This window comes from Levilactobacillus yiduensis (assembly GCF_024718525.1).
Taxonomy (GTDB): Bacteria; Bacillota; Bacilli; order Lactobacillales; family Lactobacillaceae; genus Levilactobacillus; species Levilactobacillus yiduensis.
In genome coordinates, this window is record NZ_JAMXAZ010000026.1 from 21,119 (window position 1) to 39,195 (window position 18,077).

An 18,077-nucleotide genomic window follows, 5' to 3' on the forward strand; every position below is an offset into this window, starting at 1 on the left:
CAGTGGTTAAAAAAATTGACGCGCAAATGAGTACCGAGGTCTACCTTGATACTTTGCAAACGTCTAAATCACTTAAGAATTTGCGTAGTGTTGTGTCGTCCGTGACGACTTCATGGAAGGCCCAGAGTGCCGCCCTCAAGTCAACAGGCGAGTACGTCAAGGCGGCTGAGACCAAGTACACCGGCTTGAGCCGAACTATCAAAGCTAACCGAGATGTTATCTCTGCACTGCGCGATAAGCAGAAAGGGCTTGACCAAACTACCCAAGAAGGTGCGCGGCAGTATGCCAAGTATCAAGCCCAGATTAACCGGACGGAGACGCGCATTGCGTCCCTGACCCGTCAACAAGATAAGTCCAAGCAATCACTTACCGGGTACAAGTCCGGCGTGATTGCACTGCAACGCAGTATCAAGAGTAACAATGACCTAACCAAGTCGAGTGTTGCCCGGCTACGGGCTGAGGGCCAAGAGTACAAGGCTCTGTCGGCTGAGGCCAAGGGCTACCAGTCTACTCTCGAAAAGTCGAGTACCTTGCAGAGTAAACAGGCTGCTGAACTCAAGACTTACCAGAACCGGGTTGACGACTTACGCGCTTCCTACGAAAAGGCCAAGACTACCCTCAAGGGGTTAGACGAGGCCGGAAAACAGAACACCGACGAGTACCAGACAGCCGCCCGTGCGGTTGAAAAGTACAAGACTGCTCTCAGTGGGGCTAACAGTGACCTGAACCGGCAAAAAATCCGGGTCAATGAAACGGCCACCAGTACGGCCAAGCTACGCACTGAACTGACCCGCGTGCAGTCAAGTCAAGAGAAAATTCGGCCCACCGGCTTGAACCGGTTGCGGTCGTCTATTTCTAAGGTCAACGAAAGCACCGAAAAGACTAGCCACTTGTTTGGCAAAATCTTTGGGGGCACCATTGCGGCTAACGCTGCTGTTGGTGCTTGGAACATGATTACTACCCACATTAACGACGCGATCCACGCGGGTGCCGAGTACGACAAGACTCAGCAGAAAATGCTCGCGACGTGGACGACTCTTGCTGGTTCCGCTAAGGCGGGGCAGGCAATGGTTGACACCACCAACCGGCTCAGTGTCGCAATGGGGCAGGACGTTGACGTTACCGACGAACTGAACCAGCAATTCTATCACGTTTTGGACAAGCAGAAACCTACTGAGCGCCTTACCAAGTCAGTGCTCACTATGTCCGACGCCGTAGGTATGACCTCTGAGAACACCAAGAACTTAGGGCTGAACTTTACCCACATGATGAGTAGTTCAAAAATGCAGGTTGGTGACTTCAACCACATTACGGACGCTCTACCAATGTATGGGAAAGCCCTACTCAAGTACGAGCAAAGAGTTCAGAAAAACTCTAAACTCACCATGTCCCAACTGCGCAAACAAATGTCTGCGGGTAAGATTTCAGCCAAGGACGCCGAAAATGTCATGAACCAACTTGGTAAAAAGTACAGTGACGCGTCCGAAAACCTTATGAAGACGTTGCCCGGTATGGAACGTGTAATCAAGGCCCGGGTGCCTGCTCTGCTCGGTGACATCGAAAAGCCATTCATGAAAGCTGAGAACCCTATTCTGGGGGCCGTTTCCAAGTGGGTTTCCGACAAGCGTACCGAAAAAGAGTTCACCAAGGTTGGGGCTGCGGCGACCCGTGGTTTCAATACGATCACCAAGGCTTTTGCTCAGGCGTTCAACATTAAGTCTGTACCACGCGCAATGGACGGCTTCATGAATGGACTCGCCAAGACAATCACCAAAGTATCTAACTCGATTGCGGCCCACGCCAAAGACATCAAGGGCTTTTTTAAGATTTTTTCACAGATTAGCTCAGACAGTCTCAAGGTCTTTGTTGCTACGCTCAAGGCCCTGCTGCCCGTTCTGCAAGTAGTCGGTGACTTTGCTGCCAAGCACCCTAAGCTGTTTGGTGACATGATTGCCTCGACCATTCTCATGAACGGTGCATTCAAGGCCCTGACCCTTGTACTGCGGCCGGTTGCCGGTCTGTTTAAAGGTGTCGGCAAGTCAATGACGTGGGGCAAGAAGTTGCTCGGTCTTGGCAAGGACGCCGAGGGTGCAACCCGAAAGCTAACGCCATTAGGTAAAGCGCTCAAGAGCCTGCGGGACGTTCTCAAAGGCGGGTTTAAGAAAATCAATTTCAAGGGCATGTTTAGCGGACTCAAAGACGGCAAGGGGCTGCTTGGTGGCCTCAAGTCTGGCAAGGGTATGTTCAGTGGTATTGCTGACCTCGCAAAAGCGGGCGGCGGTGGTGCCAAGGGATTACTTAAGACTGGGGCCAAGAGTGCGCTTAAAGCCTCACCCCTGAGCCTTGCACTGTCTGCAACTGACCTTATCGGTATCAACAAGAAAAACGCCGGCAAGAAAGTCGGCCAAACTGCTGGCTCAGTTGCCGGTGGTGGTATTGGTGGCGTCCTTGGTTCTCTCATTTTGCCCGGTGTTGGTACTGCGGTTGGTGCCGCTGCTGGTAGCTGGCTCGGTGAAAAAGGCGGCGGGAAAATTGGTAAACTGATCCAATCCAATGCCAAGAGCTGGAAAAAGACTCTCAGCAATGCGTTTTCTGGGAAACTCGGTTGGGAAAAGTCAATCGGGAAAGCCGTTTCTAACGTTGGCAAGTCTATTGGCAAGGGTGTCAAGCGCTGGAAAACCGCGTTTGGTAAAGGGTTTAAGCACGTTGGCAATTTCTTTAAGCCATTAGTAAAGGGTGCCTCAAAGGCAATCAAGAGCGTTGCCAACATTTTTAAGGGTGCCGGAAAGTTTATCAAGGGCGCTCTTAAAATGGCAATTGTGATTCCAATTGCGTTGGTGGTTGGTCTTGCAGTTATCGCGTTCAAGAAAATCAAGAAACCAATTATTTCCGTTGCCAAGGCTGTTGGCAAAGGCGTCCGCTCTGCATGGAAGGGCATTAAGTCTGTCACGTCTAAGGTATTTGGTGCTGTCGCAAAGATTTCGGCCAAGCTCTGGAAACCAATTGGCAAAACCATTTCCCGCGTATCTAGGGCTGCTGGTAAAGCCGTCCGTTCTGCATGGAAGGGTATTAAGTCTGTCACGTCTAAGGTATTCAGGTCAGTCGGCAAAATCACCCGGAAGGTATGGGGCGGTATCTCTAAGACTGTCGGCCATATCGCTAGGGGCATTTCCAAGGTCGTTCGCTCTGCTTGGTCAGGTATTAAGCACGCCACCTCGTCCGCATGGAAAGCCGTTGAAAAGCATGTTATTAAACCGGTCAAAAGGGTTCGTTCGGCGGTTAACAAGTACATTGTTCGCGCGGTCGTTCACGCGGTGAAGGGCGCTTGGTCAACCATCAAGCATGCCACCTCGTCCGCATGGAAACGGATTAAAAAGTACGTCAGTAAGCCGGTCAAGGCGATTTACCACACCGTACACAAGTGGCTCGGAAAATTGCATTCTTATTGGAAAAAGATGTGGAACGCAATTGCTAAATTTACAAGCACTATCTGGACATCAATCAAGAAAAAGGTTGGTCGAGGATTAGGTGCGGTTGCCAAGGTTATTAATGCTGGTATTAGGGCAATTAACTGGGTTATTTCCAAGTTCGGGGGTAAGAAGCACACTATCGGCCTACTTTCCACGCACTACGCTCAAGGTACTGGGGCCGGCGCGGGACGCCGCAACCCGATCACTAAGCCAACTCTGGCAACCCTGAACGACGGTAACGACAGCCCTGCAACGGGGAACCGTGAACTGGCCGTTTTACCTGATGGCAGTAGCTTCATGCCAACTCAGCGTAACTGGACGGGCATAGTTCCGGCCCACACCGAAGTCTTTACGGCGTCCGAAACCGCAGGACTCATGAGCCGTGCTGGGGTACGCCACTTTGCCAACGGTACTGGCATTCTCAGTGGCATTGGTAGCGCCCTGGGTTCCGCTGCTAGTTGGCTCGGTCAAAAAGCCGGTGGTGCCATTGACTGGGCCAAGAATGCGCTTGGCTCGTTTAAATCAATGATTTCAACTGTGACCAAAATCGTTGCCCACCCTGTCGAAAGTCTCAAGTCGTTCTTTACGGACAAGCTCAACTTTAAAGGCATTGCCGGTGACGTTGAGCAGGGACTTGCGGGCATGTTCAAAGGCAACATTGTCAACCAAGCCAAGTCTTGGTGGTCTGCTGCTTGGGACATGATTAATTCAGCAATCAACGCCGGTGACGACGGCGCGGGCGGCCCTGTTACCCACAGCCCTGGTGCCGGTTGGCATGTTACCTCTGGTTTTGGGAACCGTGGCGCGGTAAGCGGCGGTTACTCACAACACGACGGGGTAGACTACTCGGGTGGTAAGACCGTTCACGCTATGAACACCGGTACTGTTTTGCGTGAGGGTGGTGCACCCGCAGGCTGGGGCGGTGCCTCTGGTATCGGTCAAAACCTTGTTATTGGTGGCGGTGGCCTCAACTATATCTACCAAGAATTGAACGGCAAGTACAACTCTGGTGCCAAGTTCTTAGTCGGCAAGGGCGATCACGTCAAGGCCGGCCAAGCCATCGCGGTTCTGGGGCCTAGCGGAACGCACGTTCACGTTGGTGCTACTAAACACAAAATGTTCAGCATTGGTGGTTCGTCTACTGCCGGTTGGCTTGACCCTACCAAAATCAAGAGCAGCTCTGTGAAGAGTGACGACAGCAAGAGCAAGACGCCAAAAGCAAGTGGTGCCCTGCAAAAGCTGGTAAAGAGTCAACTGGGTAGCGGTGTGTTTGACTTTATTGCCAAGCACCTCGCCCCACTGGTTGCTCCCGACTTTGGTTCTGCAAGTGGTGGTTATTCAACCAGCATGATTGAGAAAGCCGCTAAGGCTATGCACGTTAGCTTGACAGCTAGTGAGTTGGCAAAGATTAAGCATGTTATTTGGCACGAATCGCGCGGCAATGCGTCGGTCGTTAACCATTGGGATTCCAATGCCAAAGCAGGCCACCCGTCAAAGGGACTTCTACAATTTATCGACTCTACCTTCACGCACTACGCTGTATCGGGACACAAAAACATTTTATCGGCCTATGACCAGATACTAGCCATGTTCAATGACTCTAACTGGAGACGCGACCTGCACACAGGAGGTTGGGGGCCAACTGGACACCGCCGGTACGAAAACGGCGGGATTGTTAGCCGTCACCAAATGGTTGAAGTTGCCGAACATAACCACCCCGAGGCCATTGTGCCATTGGACATGACCAAGCGTTCACGTGGCTGGGAGATTATCGGTAAGGTGGCTGCACAGTTCGCCAATCAGGACTCTGCATTAAACCGCCAAACCGCGCCGCAAAGCGTTGCGGCAGATACTTCCACAATTAATAATAAACTTGATAAGTTGATTGGCTTGATGACGGACTTCATGACACTGGTTGCTCAGAAACCAACTGGTATCAGTTCGCGGGCAGTCTACAATGCCTACAACGGCGAGAAGAGCCGGCATTACCAACTTGACGCAAACAAACGAGGCTAGGGGGTCTTATTATCAAAGGTAACGGTTTTTCATACAAGGGCAAGACCAACGATGACCTGGGCCTAGTCATGGGCAAGGTACTATTGCCGGTCACCCCTGCAATCACAGAAAGTTCGCAGGTCATTCCTGCCCGTTACGGCCCCGTGTATCAGGGGTCGTCTTATGGGGCGTTGACCATCAACGTTCCGGTCTACTACCTAACGCCGTATTCGCAACTGTACTCGGTGGCTGGTGGTCAACTGGCCGAGCAAAAAATTCGTGAGCTTTCTGCTGCATTCATTGACCCGCAAGAGGAACGTGGTACTGAGTACCCGTTGACGTTCGACGACCTGCCGGGCTATACGTTCTACGCCCACATTACGCAGATTAGTGACCCCGAGCCGCTAAACGACGGTGTTTCTGATTGGTCGTCAACTATCACCTTTGTTTGCTCAGACCCGCGCGGGTTCCTTGAGCAGCAAGACTGGGACGTTGCCGACGCCTCGACCACGGCGGTGCTACCTGTTAAGGGAAACACGCCCGTTGGCGCGATCATTGTTGCTACGTTCAACAAGGACGTGAAGACGTTCACCGTGCTTAAAGACACGGGCGAGCAATCCACTGAGTTTATCCAACTAGGTGGCGACGCCGACGTTGATTCTGGCAGCGACGGGACGAGCAGCGACGACAAGACCCGAATGCTAGTTCACGACCCCTGCACTACGCTCTCAACGTGGACTGCGATTAAAGAGAACGTGAACCCGGTTAGCACCATCAACCTCGACATTGACGGGGCAATGGCCTCAACCGACGCCTCTCTGCGGGTAGCCAAGAACTCTGACGGAACTTACAACTTTGGTAAGGTCAATACCCACGAACAATGGTACGGCCCCGGTGAGCTTCACCAAGCATTGCCGTACTCGCCAAAGAACTGGAAACTATCAGTCCGACTACACCACAGTAAGTACAGCGGTGCGCACAACTACCGGGCTATGGCTAAGGTTGAGGTTTACATTCTCGACACCAAGCAGCGTACTTGTGGCCGTATTGGTATCAAGGACGTTAAAGGCGGGGGTTACCCTCAAGCCTACGTTCAAATTGGCAGTAACTTTGCTAATGGTACTGAGGGCAAGGACTTTAAAAATCTGTACTACGGCTCAGCTATGAGTTTGACTCACACCAGTAGGCCCGAAAAGGTCAAGGTAAAGTACAAGAAAGCCACCAAGTACCTCGACAACGCGCAAATGGTTGACGCGTTCTCTGACTTTTTCGGTCAGTTTACTTTGATTAAGCAGTACGTTAAGCAGGCCGACGGAACTACCGCGATCAACTGGGGTTACTCAATTGACCAGTGGGACGCTGAAAAGGCCGTGTACCTATCGACCGGGGTTCACTTTGGCAAGAACAAGGTGGCTTACGTTGATACTAATTGCGCGTTCGACTTTGACCTTGGGACGGTGGCGTTCTTTACGGCTAAGCACGACATCACCGAGGACAAGGCCAAGGTTGCGTACAAAAATGTGTTTCAGACCATGAGTAATTATCAGGTCGAGGAGCTACTCGACGCGCCGACCCCGGCCACTACTACCGGGTCAACTACTACCGGCGGCTCAGGGACGGCAAGCACTGGCGGAACACCACCGGCACCGGGCACAACTCCTGACAAGTACACCATTGACGCTAAGGGAACCTTTACCTTTAACGCAGCGGTCAACGTTAGAAATTCACCTGACACCACCGGAACCGTAGCCGCTACCTATGCTGCGGGTGAGTCCGTAGCCTATGACCGCAAAGAGTACACCAACGGCTATTACTGGCTGAGTTATATCAGTTACTCTGGCGGCCGACGTTATGCGGCTTACTATGACACTGCCGGCAAAGCAATTTACGGCACCGACTCGAACCCGGTTAACCCGGTCAAGCCCGACACTGCTGCAAGTTCTGGGGACAGCACCACCATTCCCGACCAAAGCGCTACCGGAAATAGTGACTTGTCCGACTTTGACCAACAGGTTTTCCATGCCGGTGACGAGCTGCATATTAACTGCGACACCGGGCATGTGTTCCTGAATAACGAACCGGCCGACTATCTAATTACACCGGACTCGACGTTTTTCATGCTAGACGGTGGCAAGGACAACACCCTTGCCTTTGATCCCTCAAGCCCCGACGTTGATATTTCCGTGAGTGTTCGGCCGGCAATCCAATAGAAAGGTTGCGAGATTATGCGCGACGACGAATACATTATTTTAGATAATCAACTGCGGCGTATTGGGTTACTGAGTAACCATGTACGAGCGGGAACCCCATTTTGGGGCGATACCATCGACCAAAGCATTGCCGAGGACGACAGTGCCTTTGCTTGGGAAGACCTCAAAGACACGTTCAACACCATCAACTTGGCTGCGAATAAAAAGACCTACGACCACACCATTACTGGTATCACCGTGCCAAGTAATGCCCCGGACGCTCAGAACATCGTACCCGGCAACCACTTGCTCTACTACGACTCTGAAAACCAAAAGCATTATGTTATGCGCATGATGAATATTGACCAGAGCAGCAAAGAAACTGACCAGTCATTTAGCTTTGACGCTCAGAACCTCTGTGAGTGGAAACTTGCCCGGACTATCCCGACGGCGTTCAGCAGCAACTCGGTAAATGCCGAAACTGCATTCACCAACCTGCTGGCCAAATCCGGGTGGCGGCTTGAGTATAATTCAAAGTCAATTATGACTCTCAAGGAAGAGTACGACGGCAGCAGCTCGGCTCAGTCTTACTTGCAGCAACTCGCTGCGGACTATGACCTAGACGTTGACTGCTACGTAAAGCTCGACAGCGTGGGCGACGTTACCGACCAGATTGTTGAAGTGTCTGACCATATCGGCAGCACTAAACGAACCCGGTTGGACTACCGCAACGACTTGGTGGGTGTTGACCGCAAACTGGTTGACGACGCTCTTGTTACTAAGCTGTACGTGCTGGGGAACGACGGGGCCACCATTGAGGACGCCAACAACGGTGTTGCGTTCTTGACTGACCCGGACGCCAACGCTAAGTACAACCACGACATCAAGGGCCGGGGGTCAACGTGGTTAGAGGGAACCATAACCTCTGACACCATTAAAAACTCAGCCGGCCTGCTGGCGTGGGGTAAGAAGCAGCTCAAAATGTACAACCACCCTCGATACAATTACACCGTTCAAGTTCGGTCAGATATTGCGGGCGGTATCGGTGACGACTTTCGGGTTGTGGACTTTGATTTAAACCCGGCTATGATCGTAGACGCTCGCGTTATCAAAGTCTCAAAATCCAAGTCCGACCCCTCAGTGCACGAGCTGACTCTGGGCGAATACTCGACCATCACTCCTAAGAAATTGAATGTCGACTCTGACCTAACACAGCTAAAAAAAGACGTTGCACAGGCGCATTCTGACGCAATTTCAGCAAGCAATACGGCCGACTCTGCACATACCGTAGCAGAGAACGCCACCAAAAACGCGACCGACGCTATTAAAAAAGCGGACTCGGCCACCACCACTGCTGGGGCTGCCAAGACTGCTGCTGACACTGCTCAAACTACTGCAAAAGGTGCGGAAACCACAGCCACCAACGCCAAAACTGTTGCCAGCAGTGCTCAAGCAACGGCAGAGAAAGCACAGACGGTAGCTGGTTCTGCACAAACTACTGCCGACACTGCACAGACAACCGCTGGCAACGCGCAGGACACGGCTAACACTGCCAACACGAACGCCACGGCTGCAAAGAGCACGGCCAATACTGCCAACACCACCGCCAACGCCGCCAAGATTGCTGCCGATAATGCACAGAGCACCGCAAACACCGCACACGACGAGGCAACGAAAGCCAGCACCGAAGTGGGTAACGTTTCAAAGACCTACTTTGCTGACAATGTTTACTTTCAACCTAACCAGCCAACGGGGGCCGACGACGGGGCATTGTGGTTCAAGGTGACCGACACCGAGCAATACCTGAACTATCACGACGACAGCACGAACGGTGGGACGGGCAGCACTACCAAAACTGTTACGGTGCAAGTTTCTAACGACGGCACCAAAGTCGCTGCCTCTGGCCGGTTCACTTGGTCGGGACAGCACCCTATTAAGCAATCGCCGTCAATGACTGCGGCGACCTGGGCCTATACCTATAGCGGACTGTCAGCCACCTACAACGGCAAGGTTATCGAGTCCGGTATTCTGTGGTGCTACTACACGGCTTACAATGGCGGGATCGCTTACGTTCCAATTAAGGACTTGACCAGTGGGACGCGCTACGGTACTGATACCAACGCCGGAAGTGACCCGGCTGCATACCACACCGAAACTAAGACCGTCACTGTTGCGGGTTCAACAGGCAACGCGGTCAATGACTCGCAGATTTCCTTAAAAGCTGAAAACGTGGACGACGTTCAGCAATGCCTTTCAAGCAAGTGGTCGTCTATCCCGTTCCAAAAGCAGTTGGTTGGTGCCAACATTTCCGGGGCCTCGATTGACGCGCCGCTAATTTCCCTCGGTGACGGTGGGGTTGTGTGGTCGTCTTACTCGATTACTCAAGACCCACGTTTCTACCAGCCAATCGCTGCACAAGGGACTGTCGCAATGGCTCAAGGTGAGCTTGTCGTTAGCGGCCAAACGCAATACTACGACGCCTCTAAAAATTCGTGGGCTAGTTACAACACTGCTGGCAGCATGGTTGATGGGACTGGAACCAACTACACCACGACCATTATCAACGCCGGCGGGATCAAGAATGAAATGCAGGACAGCGCCCGCAGCAACTTAGTGGGCCGCACCTACATGAACGGGCTAAAAATTGCACTCGGTAACTCTAATGGAACCGACGTGTTTACGGTTGACCGTAACGGGCTAAGCCACTCGGTTGGACTCACTGCACCAAACGTCTACGCACCAACTCGACTGCACACCAAGCTCGTACAGCCAGACGGGGCCACCGACGACTTGCACCTTGAGTCTGGGACGGGAACCAGTATGGTTCGCTCAAACTCAATTTACAACGTCACGAACTCTCACGGGGCCAACGTTTACGTTACCGTTCACGGCGGACTTGCCCGAGTTGCCTCTGCCAGCAAGTACAAGCAGGACATTCATGACATGTACGACCTTGATACGCTCTCTGACGCACTGCTTAAAGCCAAGCCAAAATACTGGTTTGACAAGCCCTCAATTCAAGACATTGTGGACTCGGCCAGCAAGAACAAAGAGCCGAACCCCGACGCTACTACCGCCGAGCAGCCCGGCCTTATCGCTGAGGACTTGCAAGCGCTTGGCCTCGACAAGTTCCTGTACTACGGAAAAGAAGGTGAGCTTGAAGGTGTTGACTACTCAAAGCTGTGGGTTCTACTTATCCCGGTTCTAAGCAAATTGCGTGACGACGTGGCTACCTTAAAGGGGGTGAAAACCAATGACGAAACCAAGTAAAGAGCAGCAACCAGCACCAGACATGATTAAAGCCGACCCTACCGAGGTCGTTACCATCTTAGTTAACCGCATTGCTGAGCTGGAAAAGGACAAGGCCGTTCTGACCGCAGCATTGCAATCCCAACAAAAGTAGTGCTGGCACCGACATGATCTACTAATTTTGAGAGGGTGTTATTTATGATTGAAGGTACTTTTGATATTGCTTCCGTTTTAACTTTCGTGCTGACCGTAGTGCCAGCCATTTATGCACTGCTACGGCCACTGGTTAAAGCTAAAATCGCCACGCAAAAGGACGAGCGCACCAAACACGACCTTGAGATTGCGGACAACTACGCGGCTGCAATCGTAGCAGAAATGTCAGTCATGGCCCCGCTGTCCAACAGTGACCGCAAGGCTGAGGCCGTCAAGTACGTGGTCAACGCAATGCAGAACCTCGGCAAGAGCATTTCAACGGAAACGGCCGGGGCCAAGGTAGAAGCAGCTTACCAAAGTTACAAGGTAGCCGGTGGGGATAATCATGCCCCAATCTCTGTACCAGCACCAACGGAGGTTATGACCCCATCAGAAGGGACTGACAGCGATGACTAAAAAGATTGTTGATTTGTCATCATACCAAGCCGATTCCTTGGCTTACATTAAGCAACTCAAAAAGTGGGGTGCTGATGGGATTATGGTCAAGCTGACTGAAGGCACTGGTTATCTCAGTCCCAAGGCTGGTAACCAGATTGCCAATGGATTCAAAGTATTCGATACCGTCGGGGTTTACCACTTCTTCCATGGTCGGGGAACGGCTGAAGCTCAATACTTTCTGGCTTGGGTGAAGAAGATGGGACTAGATAAGTCCACGGTATTAGCCATTGACGTGGAAGCACCCGATTTACCATGGAAGACGACCAGCCAAGTTAACGTATTCCTTCGGTATCTGATTAGTCACGGGTATAAGAATGTGATTACGTACGGATCAGGTAGCTGGTTCAATGCTGGCCGGATCAATCGTTCCCAACTGGTAGATAAAGCAATCTGGGTGGCGGCTTATGGTGTCAGTCAACCGGGGGTAGCTAATGCCAACGCTTGGCAATATACCGACAACTGGCACGGGGTAGATTGCAGTTATGATTTCGATGGTAAGCTTTCAGGTAAGGCTACCAAGGTAACCCATAAGAAAGCCTCATACTGGGCTGATAACGGCCTGTACGAAGTGATTACCAATCATGTTAACGTGTATAGTAAGCCAGCCCTAAACAAGGCTAATAAGCGCCGTGTTCACTTCTCCAAGGGCAGTACCATTTACGGTAAGGCCGTCAAGTACGGTAAGGTTTACCGGATTAAGACTGGCGTTGGCTATATCTCAGCTAACAAGAAATACGTGAAGCTGGTTAGAAAGTCGGGTGGTAAGTAATGCCCCATGGAGACTTAACGGATACCACCCGAATGCTGATTGACATTCAAAAGGATGTGAGTGCTACCAAGCAGAAAGTTGAAGACATTGAGGACAAACTCAATCAGGTAGATGAGATTGATAACAAAGCCGATAAAGCTCTGGCAAAATCCATTGAGAGTTCTCATCGAATTGACCGATTGACCAGTATTCAAAACTGGCTGATTGGCATTCTAATCTCAGGGATTGGAGTCACCCTCCTGATATACGTTATCGAGAAATTTCTGTAACCACGGATAACCAAGTGTTATAATTAATCTCGTTCTGACATTCCATCCATAAAAAAAGACCGTCTAAGAAGATACCCACATAACATCTTCTTTGGATGGTCTTTTTTTGTGTGCATTCTGCTTCATTTAAACGGACAAGTTATACGTCTAAAAGGTGAACGTGTTGTCTGAGCGCGCGTGATTATTTACTTTTTAATTTATTAGCATCGCTGGTTGCCAAAGTCTGTATTTGAGTCGTAAGCGTATTTTGTTCAGACTCAGTTAACGATTCAAAAAAAGTTTTTTGTAATTTAAAATAAACAATTTATTTTTTATTTTAAATTATTTATTATCTTCGTCAAACTCGCCTGAATTGATAGCGTATTTAAGCATAGAATCAATGACATCAACTATCTTAGCTTCCTTATGATAGGCTATATCTTTAATCATTTTATACGTACCCTCACGTACTTGTACGGGCCTAGTGACTTCTTTTTTTTGTTTAAATGGGCTTTCATTGTCGCCTAGTTGTTGGTTAGCTTGTTTTGCTAATTTTCCTAAAAAATCATTAGCCATTTTCCATTTCTCCAATCCGTTTTAGTTGTTCTTTTAGCACCATATCGTACATTCCAATTGCTCGTTTATCCCAGTGGTCTTCATTTTTGATGCCTTCGTTTGAAAACAGCTTAACTCGTTCCTGCTGCCAAATTCTGTTGGAAAATACAGCGTCTCCAAATGAATCTATGGCAGCTTGTGTTATTTCTTTATCAACTTTGGCGTCTTTTTTAACGAGGTAAAGAATTACACCAGCAACGTTAAAAGATGCTTGATAATCACTTTTTAATTGAAACATATACTGCGCAGTTTTAAGGACAGATGTGTAAGCTTGCTTTTGAGTTTGCAATACTAACGATATATAGTCACTTGCTAAGATTGCATTGTTGGTAAAAATGGAGAGTGTTGGTGGAACATCAATAATAATGTAGTCAAATTGTTCTTTAAAGCTCTTGATCAGCTCGCTTAATATAAGCATGCGGTCATGAGACTTAATTTTTTCAGCTTTACCAGGCCATAAACTTAGTTCCCAATCAGCTGGAATTATTGAGATATTGTCGGTTAGAGTAACTATTGATTTACTTAGATCAAAATTTAGTAGTCCGTTGTAAAGAGACACAGCCGGTTCAATTTCTTTGTTAAATGTGGCTTTCATAATTTCGGTAGCGTTTGCCTGTGGGTCGAGGTCAATCAGCAAAACTTTGTTTTTGTTGGCACCTAATAAATATGTGTTCATGACGCTTAGTGTAGTCTTGCCTACGCCACCTTTAAAGTTAAAATGTAGTAATGTTTTAGCTCTCATAGTATATCCTCCAATGACGCAATGATAACACAATAAGAAGATAATTTAAAATAAATAATATGTAATTTAAAATAAATAATTTATTATTTATAATTTATTAGAAGTTTGACAAACTGTCGATTCAGGGTTACCATTACTTCGTGGGCATTAATAAATAATAAGTCTACTAAATTATATACAAAAAAACACCCACCGACAGGAATCGGTGAGCGCCACAAAAAAGTCATCATTGTTTAATGACTATTATATCATGGCCGGTGCGATTTTTAAAGCCCTAGGGGACAAGCTGGGGTCTAAATCCAAGGGGACACGTTTGCCAGTGCGACTTCAATAAGTCTGGCTATACCACAACAAGGTCATCTGTACGGCTGGGTGGTGAATGGTGAGCGCGGCCATTAACGGCGCGGGTGGTAAAACGAAGCTTCGGCTTGGTGCCATTGATTAGTTGGTGATCGAACAAACATAAATACGTATCATCAACGCCTATTAGGGCGTTTTTTAATAGGTTAAACCGAAAACGTAGGTTTATAATGAGTGGTGGTAGCAATACCGCAATTGTACAGACAAGCGACGGGCGTTAACGACCGACGAACTAAGGGGAAACTTTTAGTAGCAGGATTGTACTCTGGTTCAGTTATTCCAAATAGCTGTTTCCAGGGAACAATTCTGCGCTCAAAACGTCACTCCCTCTAAACTGAATGGAAAACCGTAACCCGTCAAGTCAAATTCCAAAGAAAAAAGAAAGTTGGTGGAATTGTTGGAATGTAAGGATTACATTGTTCCATTGAATCCAGATGTGATCGTTAAGAAGACAATCTATCGGAGTTCTGCAAGAATTACCAATCAGCAGAGAGAGCAAGTAAAAAGAGTTTTGCATAAGCAAGGGTATCGGGGGAGAATTAGTAGTATTCGATATACTCGGGTAAATTATAAGTATTCCTTTAAAGTATCCGTTAAATATCAGGGAAATGTTGGTAAGTTTTTGGTTAATACAAAGAATGAGACAGTTGAATTTAAGCGAATGGTCTAGGAGTAATCCCAGTAAATTTCACAAAGTGCCTTTCCCAGTAATTAAGGGATTGAATAGCTATACCAATTGTTTCCCAGAAATTTTCACAAAAGAAAAATATCAGAGTGTTGTTTTCTAGGTATCAGCTAAGGTTACTTGGTATAATCGCGATTATGTAAAGTAGAAATTGGTATAGCTAATAGATGAGGTGATCACATGATTAATTGGGTTAATATTGCAGTTTTAATTCCATTCGTAATTTTAATTGGGGTTATTTGTCTAGTTGTTGGGTTCTGGCATGATTTTAAGGACTTAACCGTTATTCAAAAGACCGGTATTATCTTGTGTGTCATTGGCTACGTCGTCCCTGTCGTGTTAAATCAGGTAATGAGAATTTTTCACTTGGAGTAAGAGGTAGGTATATTAGTTATTGGCATCGCGATTATGTAAAAAAGGCAAAAATTAGTTTGACTTTACTGGAATTATAAGCTATTATACTTGAAGAGATTTCTTTAAAGTTGGTTTTTATTCTTCCTTCTTTGAAGATTGGACGCTCCTTCAAGCAGGGCGTCCTTTTTTGTTACAAATATTTCATCGTCATTGCTTTTTTGCTACATATAAGATATAATTGTTCCTGCATAGATGAATCCATGATTTCTTCCCTTCCGCTGACCTGTTGAAGGGTTTTTTTATGCACTTTTTTGGTAGTTGTGACTTTTTTGTGAATTTGTTAAAATTTTCTTTTGGCATAGTCAGTAACATATGCTATAATTGCCGTTAGCAAGAATGATTGTGGACATTTACATAATGTTTTTGCTAAAAAGAAATTATTAGGAGGTTTTCATCTATGCGTTCATCATTCGCAAAGTCTATTTATGTAGGCGCTGCAGTGTTAGGTTTAGCTGGTCTTTCAGCTGTTACTACCACTACTGCAAGTGCTAAGAGCTATGCAACTGCCGGTGCTTACAGCAAGCTGACTACTGACGCTACTAAGCGTAACGTAGAAGCTACTGGTACTCACGCACTTTACACTAAGCCTGGTACTGTTAAGGGTGCTAAGATAGTTGCTTCTAAGGCAACGATGGCTAAGTTAGCTTCTTCTAAGAAGTCTGCTGACTACTTCCGTGCTTACGGTGTTAAGACCACTAACCGTGGTTCTGTCTACTACCGTGTTGTAACGATGGACCAAAAGTACCGTGGTTATGTTTACGGTGGTAAGGTTGCCGACACCTTTGGTGGTGGTATCAAGGCCGCTGAAACGACTACTGCTAACACGACTGACAGCACGATTGGTAAGACTGTTACTTTCACTAATCCTGGTACTAAGCATGTTACCTGGACTGCGCCTAAGTACACTCAATACAAGTCTGGTGCTGCTAAAGTTGTTAAGAACACCACTCCTTTCGCCGGTGACACTTTAAAGGTTACTAAGGCTGAAACTAAGACTCGTGAAGGCTCATTATACTACTACGTTGAAGACCAACAAAACCCTACGGTTAATGGTTGGATCTACAGCAAGGCCGTTACGACTGATGCTTCCGCTGTTTATAACCAAGCAACTGATGTTAAGGTAAACTTTGTTGCTACTGATGGTACGACTAAAAAGTCCACTACTTTAGCTAATTTGACTGCAAACAACGCTGACAACACTGGTGTTGGTACTGCTAAGGCAAATGCTAAGGGTACTGCTGTTGGTTTTGACGCTCAAGCTAAGGCAACTAATAACTGGGCTACTCCTTTATTGAAGGGTACTGGTTATGACTACAACGCAGCTACTGCATCTAACACTGCTGCATTGTTAAGTGCTAAGACTGGCGACACTATCAACTTGACGGTTACTAAGGGTGCACAAGCTGTTCAAAGCATTGCTGCATACTACCAAGATGGTGTTAACGCCCCAGTTAAGTTGAGCTCTGCTAAGGCAACTACTGACGCTAATTTGGTTTACCAAGTAACGTACCCGAAGTTAACAGCTGCCTTCTCTGGCGCTAATGGTGCTAACTACACCGCTGCTGACGTTCAAAACTTCTTGACTACTAACAAGGCCAACACTTTGATCTCTGTAGGTTACGCTAAGGATGCTGCTGGTAACATTGTTAAGGCTGACGCCGATAACGCTGTTAAGGAAAACGGTAAGGTTGTTGTATACCACACTGTTTACACGTTAACTTCTGGTGTTGCTGGCACTTACGCTACTAATAATGGTATTGCATCTGCCTTCTACAACACTGCTAAGGAAGTTAAGGGTAGCGCATCTACTACCACTAACACTGGTAATGTCAGTGTCTTCGGTTAATATTTAAATATTAATTGATCATGAAAAAGTCCGAATTTATTCGGGCTTTTTTTGTTGCAAAGGTACATAATAGTTCTTTGTTAACTGGTACTGATAAGGATTAGAGTATGGATCTAGTCCAAGTATAGATTGAATTTTTTGCTTAAAAGTCTGGATCTTAAGTTCTGATCGATTAAAAACGATTTGAATTAATTAGGCAAATTCTATAATTAATCCGAACAGAAATTAAAAAGCCCAAAGCAATCACTTACAATGGTAGTAGCTAATTCCAACCAATATAGGGAGTGATTACTTTGGGTACATCTACTTTATCACGTTTTCAACGTGGCGCACTAGCACAACTGGTCAATGAGGGGAATAAATCTTACCAAGTAATGGCTGACGCCTTAGGCGTCGCCAAAGCTACGATTAGCTATGAGTTGGACCGGGTTAAACCTTATGATCCAGAATTAGCTCAGCAAGATGCAGATCGCAAAAGGCGGAATTGCGGTCGTCGTTCGATGCTGACGGCAGCATTAGCGACTTTAATTACCAATCACTTACGATTAACCTGGTCACCAGAAACCATTGCGGCCGCTTATAACTTGAGCACTGCTTCAATTTATAATTGGCTTAATCGTGGCTGGCTCCCCTTCAAATTGACTGATCTACCCAATCGGAATGTCCGCCAGCACCGAGTGAGCGAAAATCGTGGGAAATTTACAAGTGGGACTTCCATCGAACAACGGCCAACAACTGTTAATCAACGGTTAGCATTTGGTCATTGGTGTAAAAGGCACCCGTAAAATGTAGGAAAACGGCAGGTTAGAACTGTTGGTTTTCCTACATTTTTTGTATCATGAAT

10 protein-coding genes and 1 pseudogene are annotated in these 18,077 nt (G+C 47.7%); 9 read left to right on the forward strand and 2 right to left on the reverse strand.

Translation table 11 applies throughout. The annotated features are described in order from the left end of the window. Positions 1–2 precede the first annotated feature (2 nt). The 7 genes from NGM66_RS12015 to NGM66_RS12045 all read left to right on the forward strand — a co-directional run bounded on the left by NGM66_RS12015 (position 3) and on the right by NGM66_RS12045 (position 12,592). The gene (locus tag NGM66_RS12015) at positions 3–5,486 is read left to right on the forward strand and encodes a tape measure protein (RefSeq protein WP_168868664.1); all 5,484 of its coding nucleotides are present in this window, start codon (positions 3–5) and stop codon (positions 5,484–5,486) included. A 68-nt stretch (positions 5,487–5,554) separates the two neighbouring features. Then, positions 5,555–7,675, forward strand: coding sequence for an SH3 domain-containing protein (locus NGM66_RS12020; RefSeq protein ID WP_258115736.1), 2,121 nt, complete (start codon positions 5,555–5,557; stop codon positions 7,673–7,675). Between the two features lie 15 nt (positions 7,676–7,690). Then, entirely contained in the window at positions 7,691–10,924 is a 3,234-nt protein-coding gene (locus NGM66_RS12025; RefSeq protein ID WP_258115737.1) for a phage tail spike protein, read from the forward strand. Beyond that, the gene (locus NGM66_RS12030; RefSeq protein WP_168868661.1) at positions 10,908–11,057 is read left to right on the forward strand and encodes a hypothetical protein; all 150 of its coding nucleotides are present in this window, start codon (positions 10,908–10,910) and stop codon (positions 11,055–11,057) included. Before NGM66_RS12025 ends, NGM66_RS12030 begins: the two co-directional genes overlap by 17 nt. A 44-nt stretch (positions 11,058–11,101) precedes the next feature. Further along, the gene (locus NGM66_RS12035) at positions 11,102–11,512 is read left to right on the forward strand and encodes a phage holin, LLH family (protein ID WP_258115738.1); all 411 of its coding nucleotides are present in this window, start codon (positions 11,102–11,104) and stop codon (positions 11,510–11,512) included. Then, positions 11,505–12,323: a GH25 family lysozyme gene (locus NGM66_RS12040; RefSeq protein ID WP_258115739.1), complete on the forward strand. Its 819-nt coding sequence runs from the start codon at positions 11,505–11,507 to the stop codon at positions 12,321–12,323. Before NGM66_RS12035 ends, NGM66_RS12040 begins: the two co-directional genes overlap by 8 nt. A 32-nt stretch (positions 12,324–12,355) precedes the next feature. Further along, positions 12,356–12,592, forward strand: coding sequence for a hemolysin XhlA family protein (locus NGM66_RS12045; protein ID WP_258115740.1), 237 nt, complete (start codon positions 12,356–12,358; stop codon positions 12,590–12,592). A 321-nt stretch (positions 12,593–12,913) separates the two neighbouring features. Here the strand turns inward: NGM66_RS12045 and NGM66_RS12050 are convergent, their stop codons facing one another. Continuing rightward, a complete protein-coding gene (locus NGM66_RS12050; RefSeq protein WP_125765999.1) occupies positions 12,914–13,147 on the reverse strand; it encodes a hypothetical protein in 234 nt (77 codons plus the stop codon). Further along, complete coding sequence (locus NGM66_RS12055) at positions 13,140–13,928, reverse strand: ParA family protein (RefSeq protein ID WP_168868657.1); 789 nt, start codon at positions 13,926–13,928, stop codon at positions 13,140–13,142. The genes NGM66_RS12050 and NGM66_RS12055 overlap by 8 nt, the downstream gene beginning before the upstream one ends. A 1,856-nt stretch (positions 13,929–15,784) precedes the next feature. Between NGM66_RS12055 and NGM66_RS12060 the strand changes: the two genes are divergently transcribed. Further along, entirely contained in the window at positions 15,785–17,233 is a 1,449-nt protein-coding gene (locus NGM66_RS12060; protein ID WP_258115741.1) for a hypothetical protein, read from the forward strand. Between the two features lie 293 nt (positions 17,234–17,526). Further along, positions 17,527–18,000: pseudogene (locus NGM66_RS12065) on the forward strand (IS30-like element ISLsa1 family transposase); the annotation flags it as partial. Between the last annotated feature and the right edge of the window lie 77 nt (positions 18,001–18,077).

Excerpts from the sequence above, each read along its gene's own strand:
- NGM66_RS12045 (WP_258115740.1), top strand. The coding sequence starts at position 12,356 with ATGCTGATTGACATTCAAAAGGATGTGAGTGCTACCAAGCAGAAAGTT.
- NGM66_RS12050 (WP_125765999.1), bottom strand. The coding sequence starts at position 13,147 with ATGGCTAATGATTTTTTAGGAAAATTAGCAAAACAAGCTAACCAACAA.
- NGM66_RS12025 (WP_258115737.1), top strand. The coding sequence starts at position 7,691 with ATGCGCGACGACGAATACATTATTTTAGATAATCAACTGCGGCGTATT.
- NGM66_RS12030 (WP_168868661.1), top strand. The coding sequence starts at position 10,908 with ATGACGAAACCAAGTAAAGAGCAGCAACCAGCACCAGACATGATTAAA.
- NGM66_RS12020 (WP_258115736.1), top strand. The coding sequence starts at position 5,555 with ATGGGCAAGGTACTATTGCCGGTCACCCCTGCAATCACAGAAAGTTCG.
- NGM66_RS12060 (WP_258115741.1), top strand. The coding sequence starts at position 15,785 with ATGCGTTCATCATTCGCAAAGTCTATTTATGTAGGCGCTGCAGTGTTA.
- NGM66_RS12055 (WP_168868657.1), bottom strand. The coding sequence starts at position 13,928 with ATGAGAGCTAAAACATTACTACATTTTAACTTTAAAGGTGGCGTAGGC.
- NGM66_RS12035 (WP_258115738.1), top strand. The coding sequence starts at position 11,102 with ATGATTGAAGGTACTTTTGATATTGCTTCCGTTTTAACTTTCGTGCTG.
- NGM66_RS12040 (WP_258115739.1), top strand. The coding sequence starts at position 11,505 with ATGACTAAAAAGATTGTTGATTTGTCATCATACCAAGCCGATTCCTTG.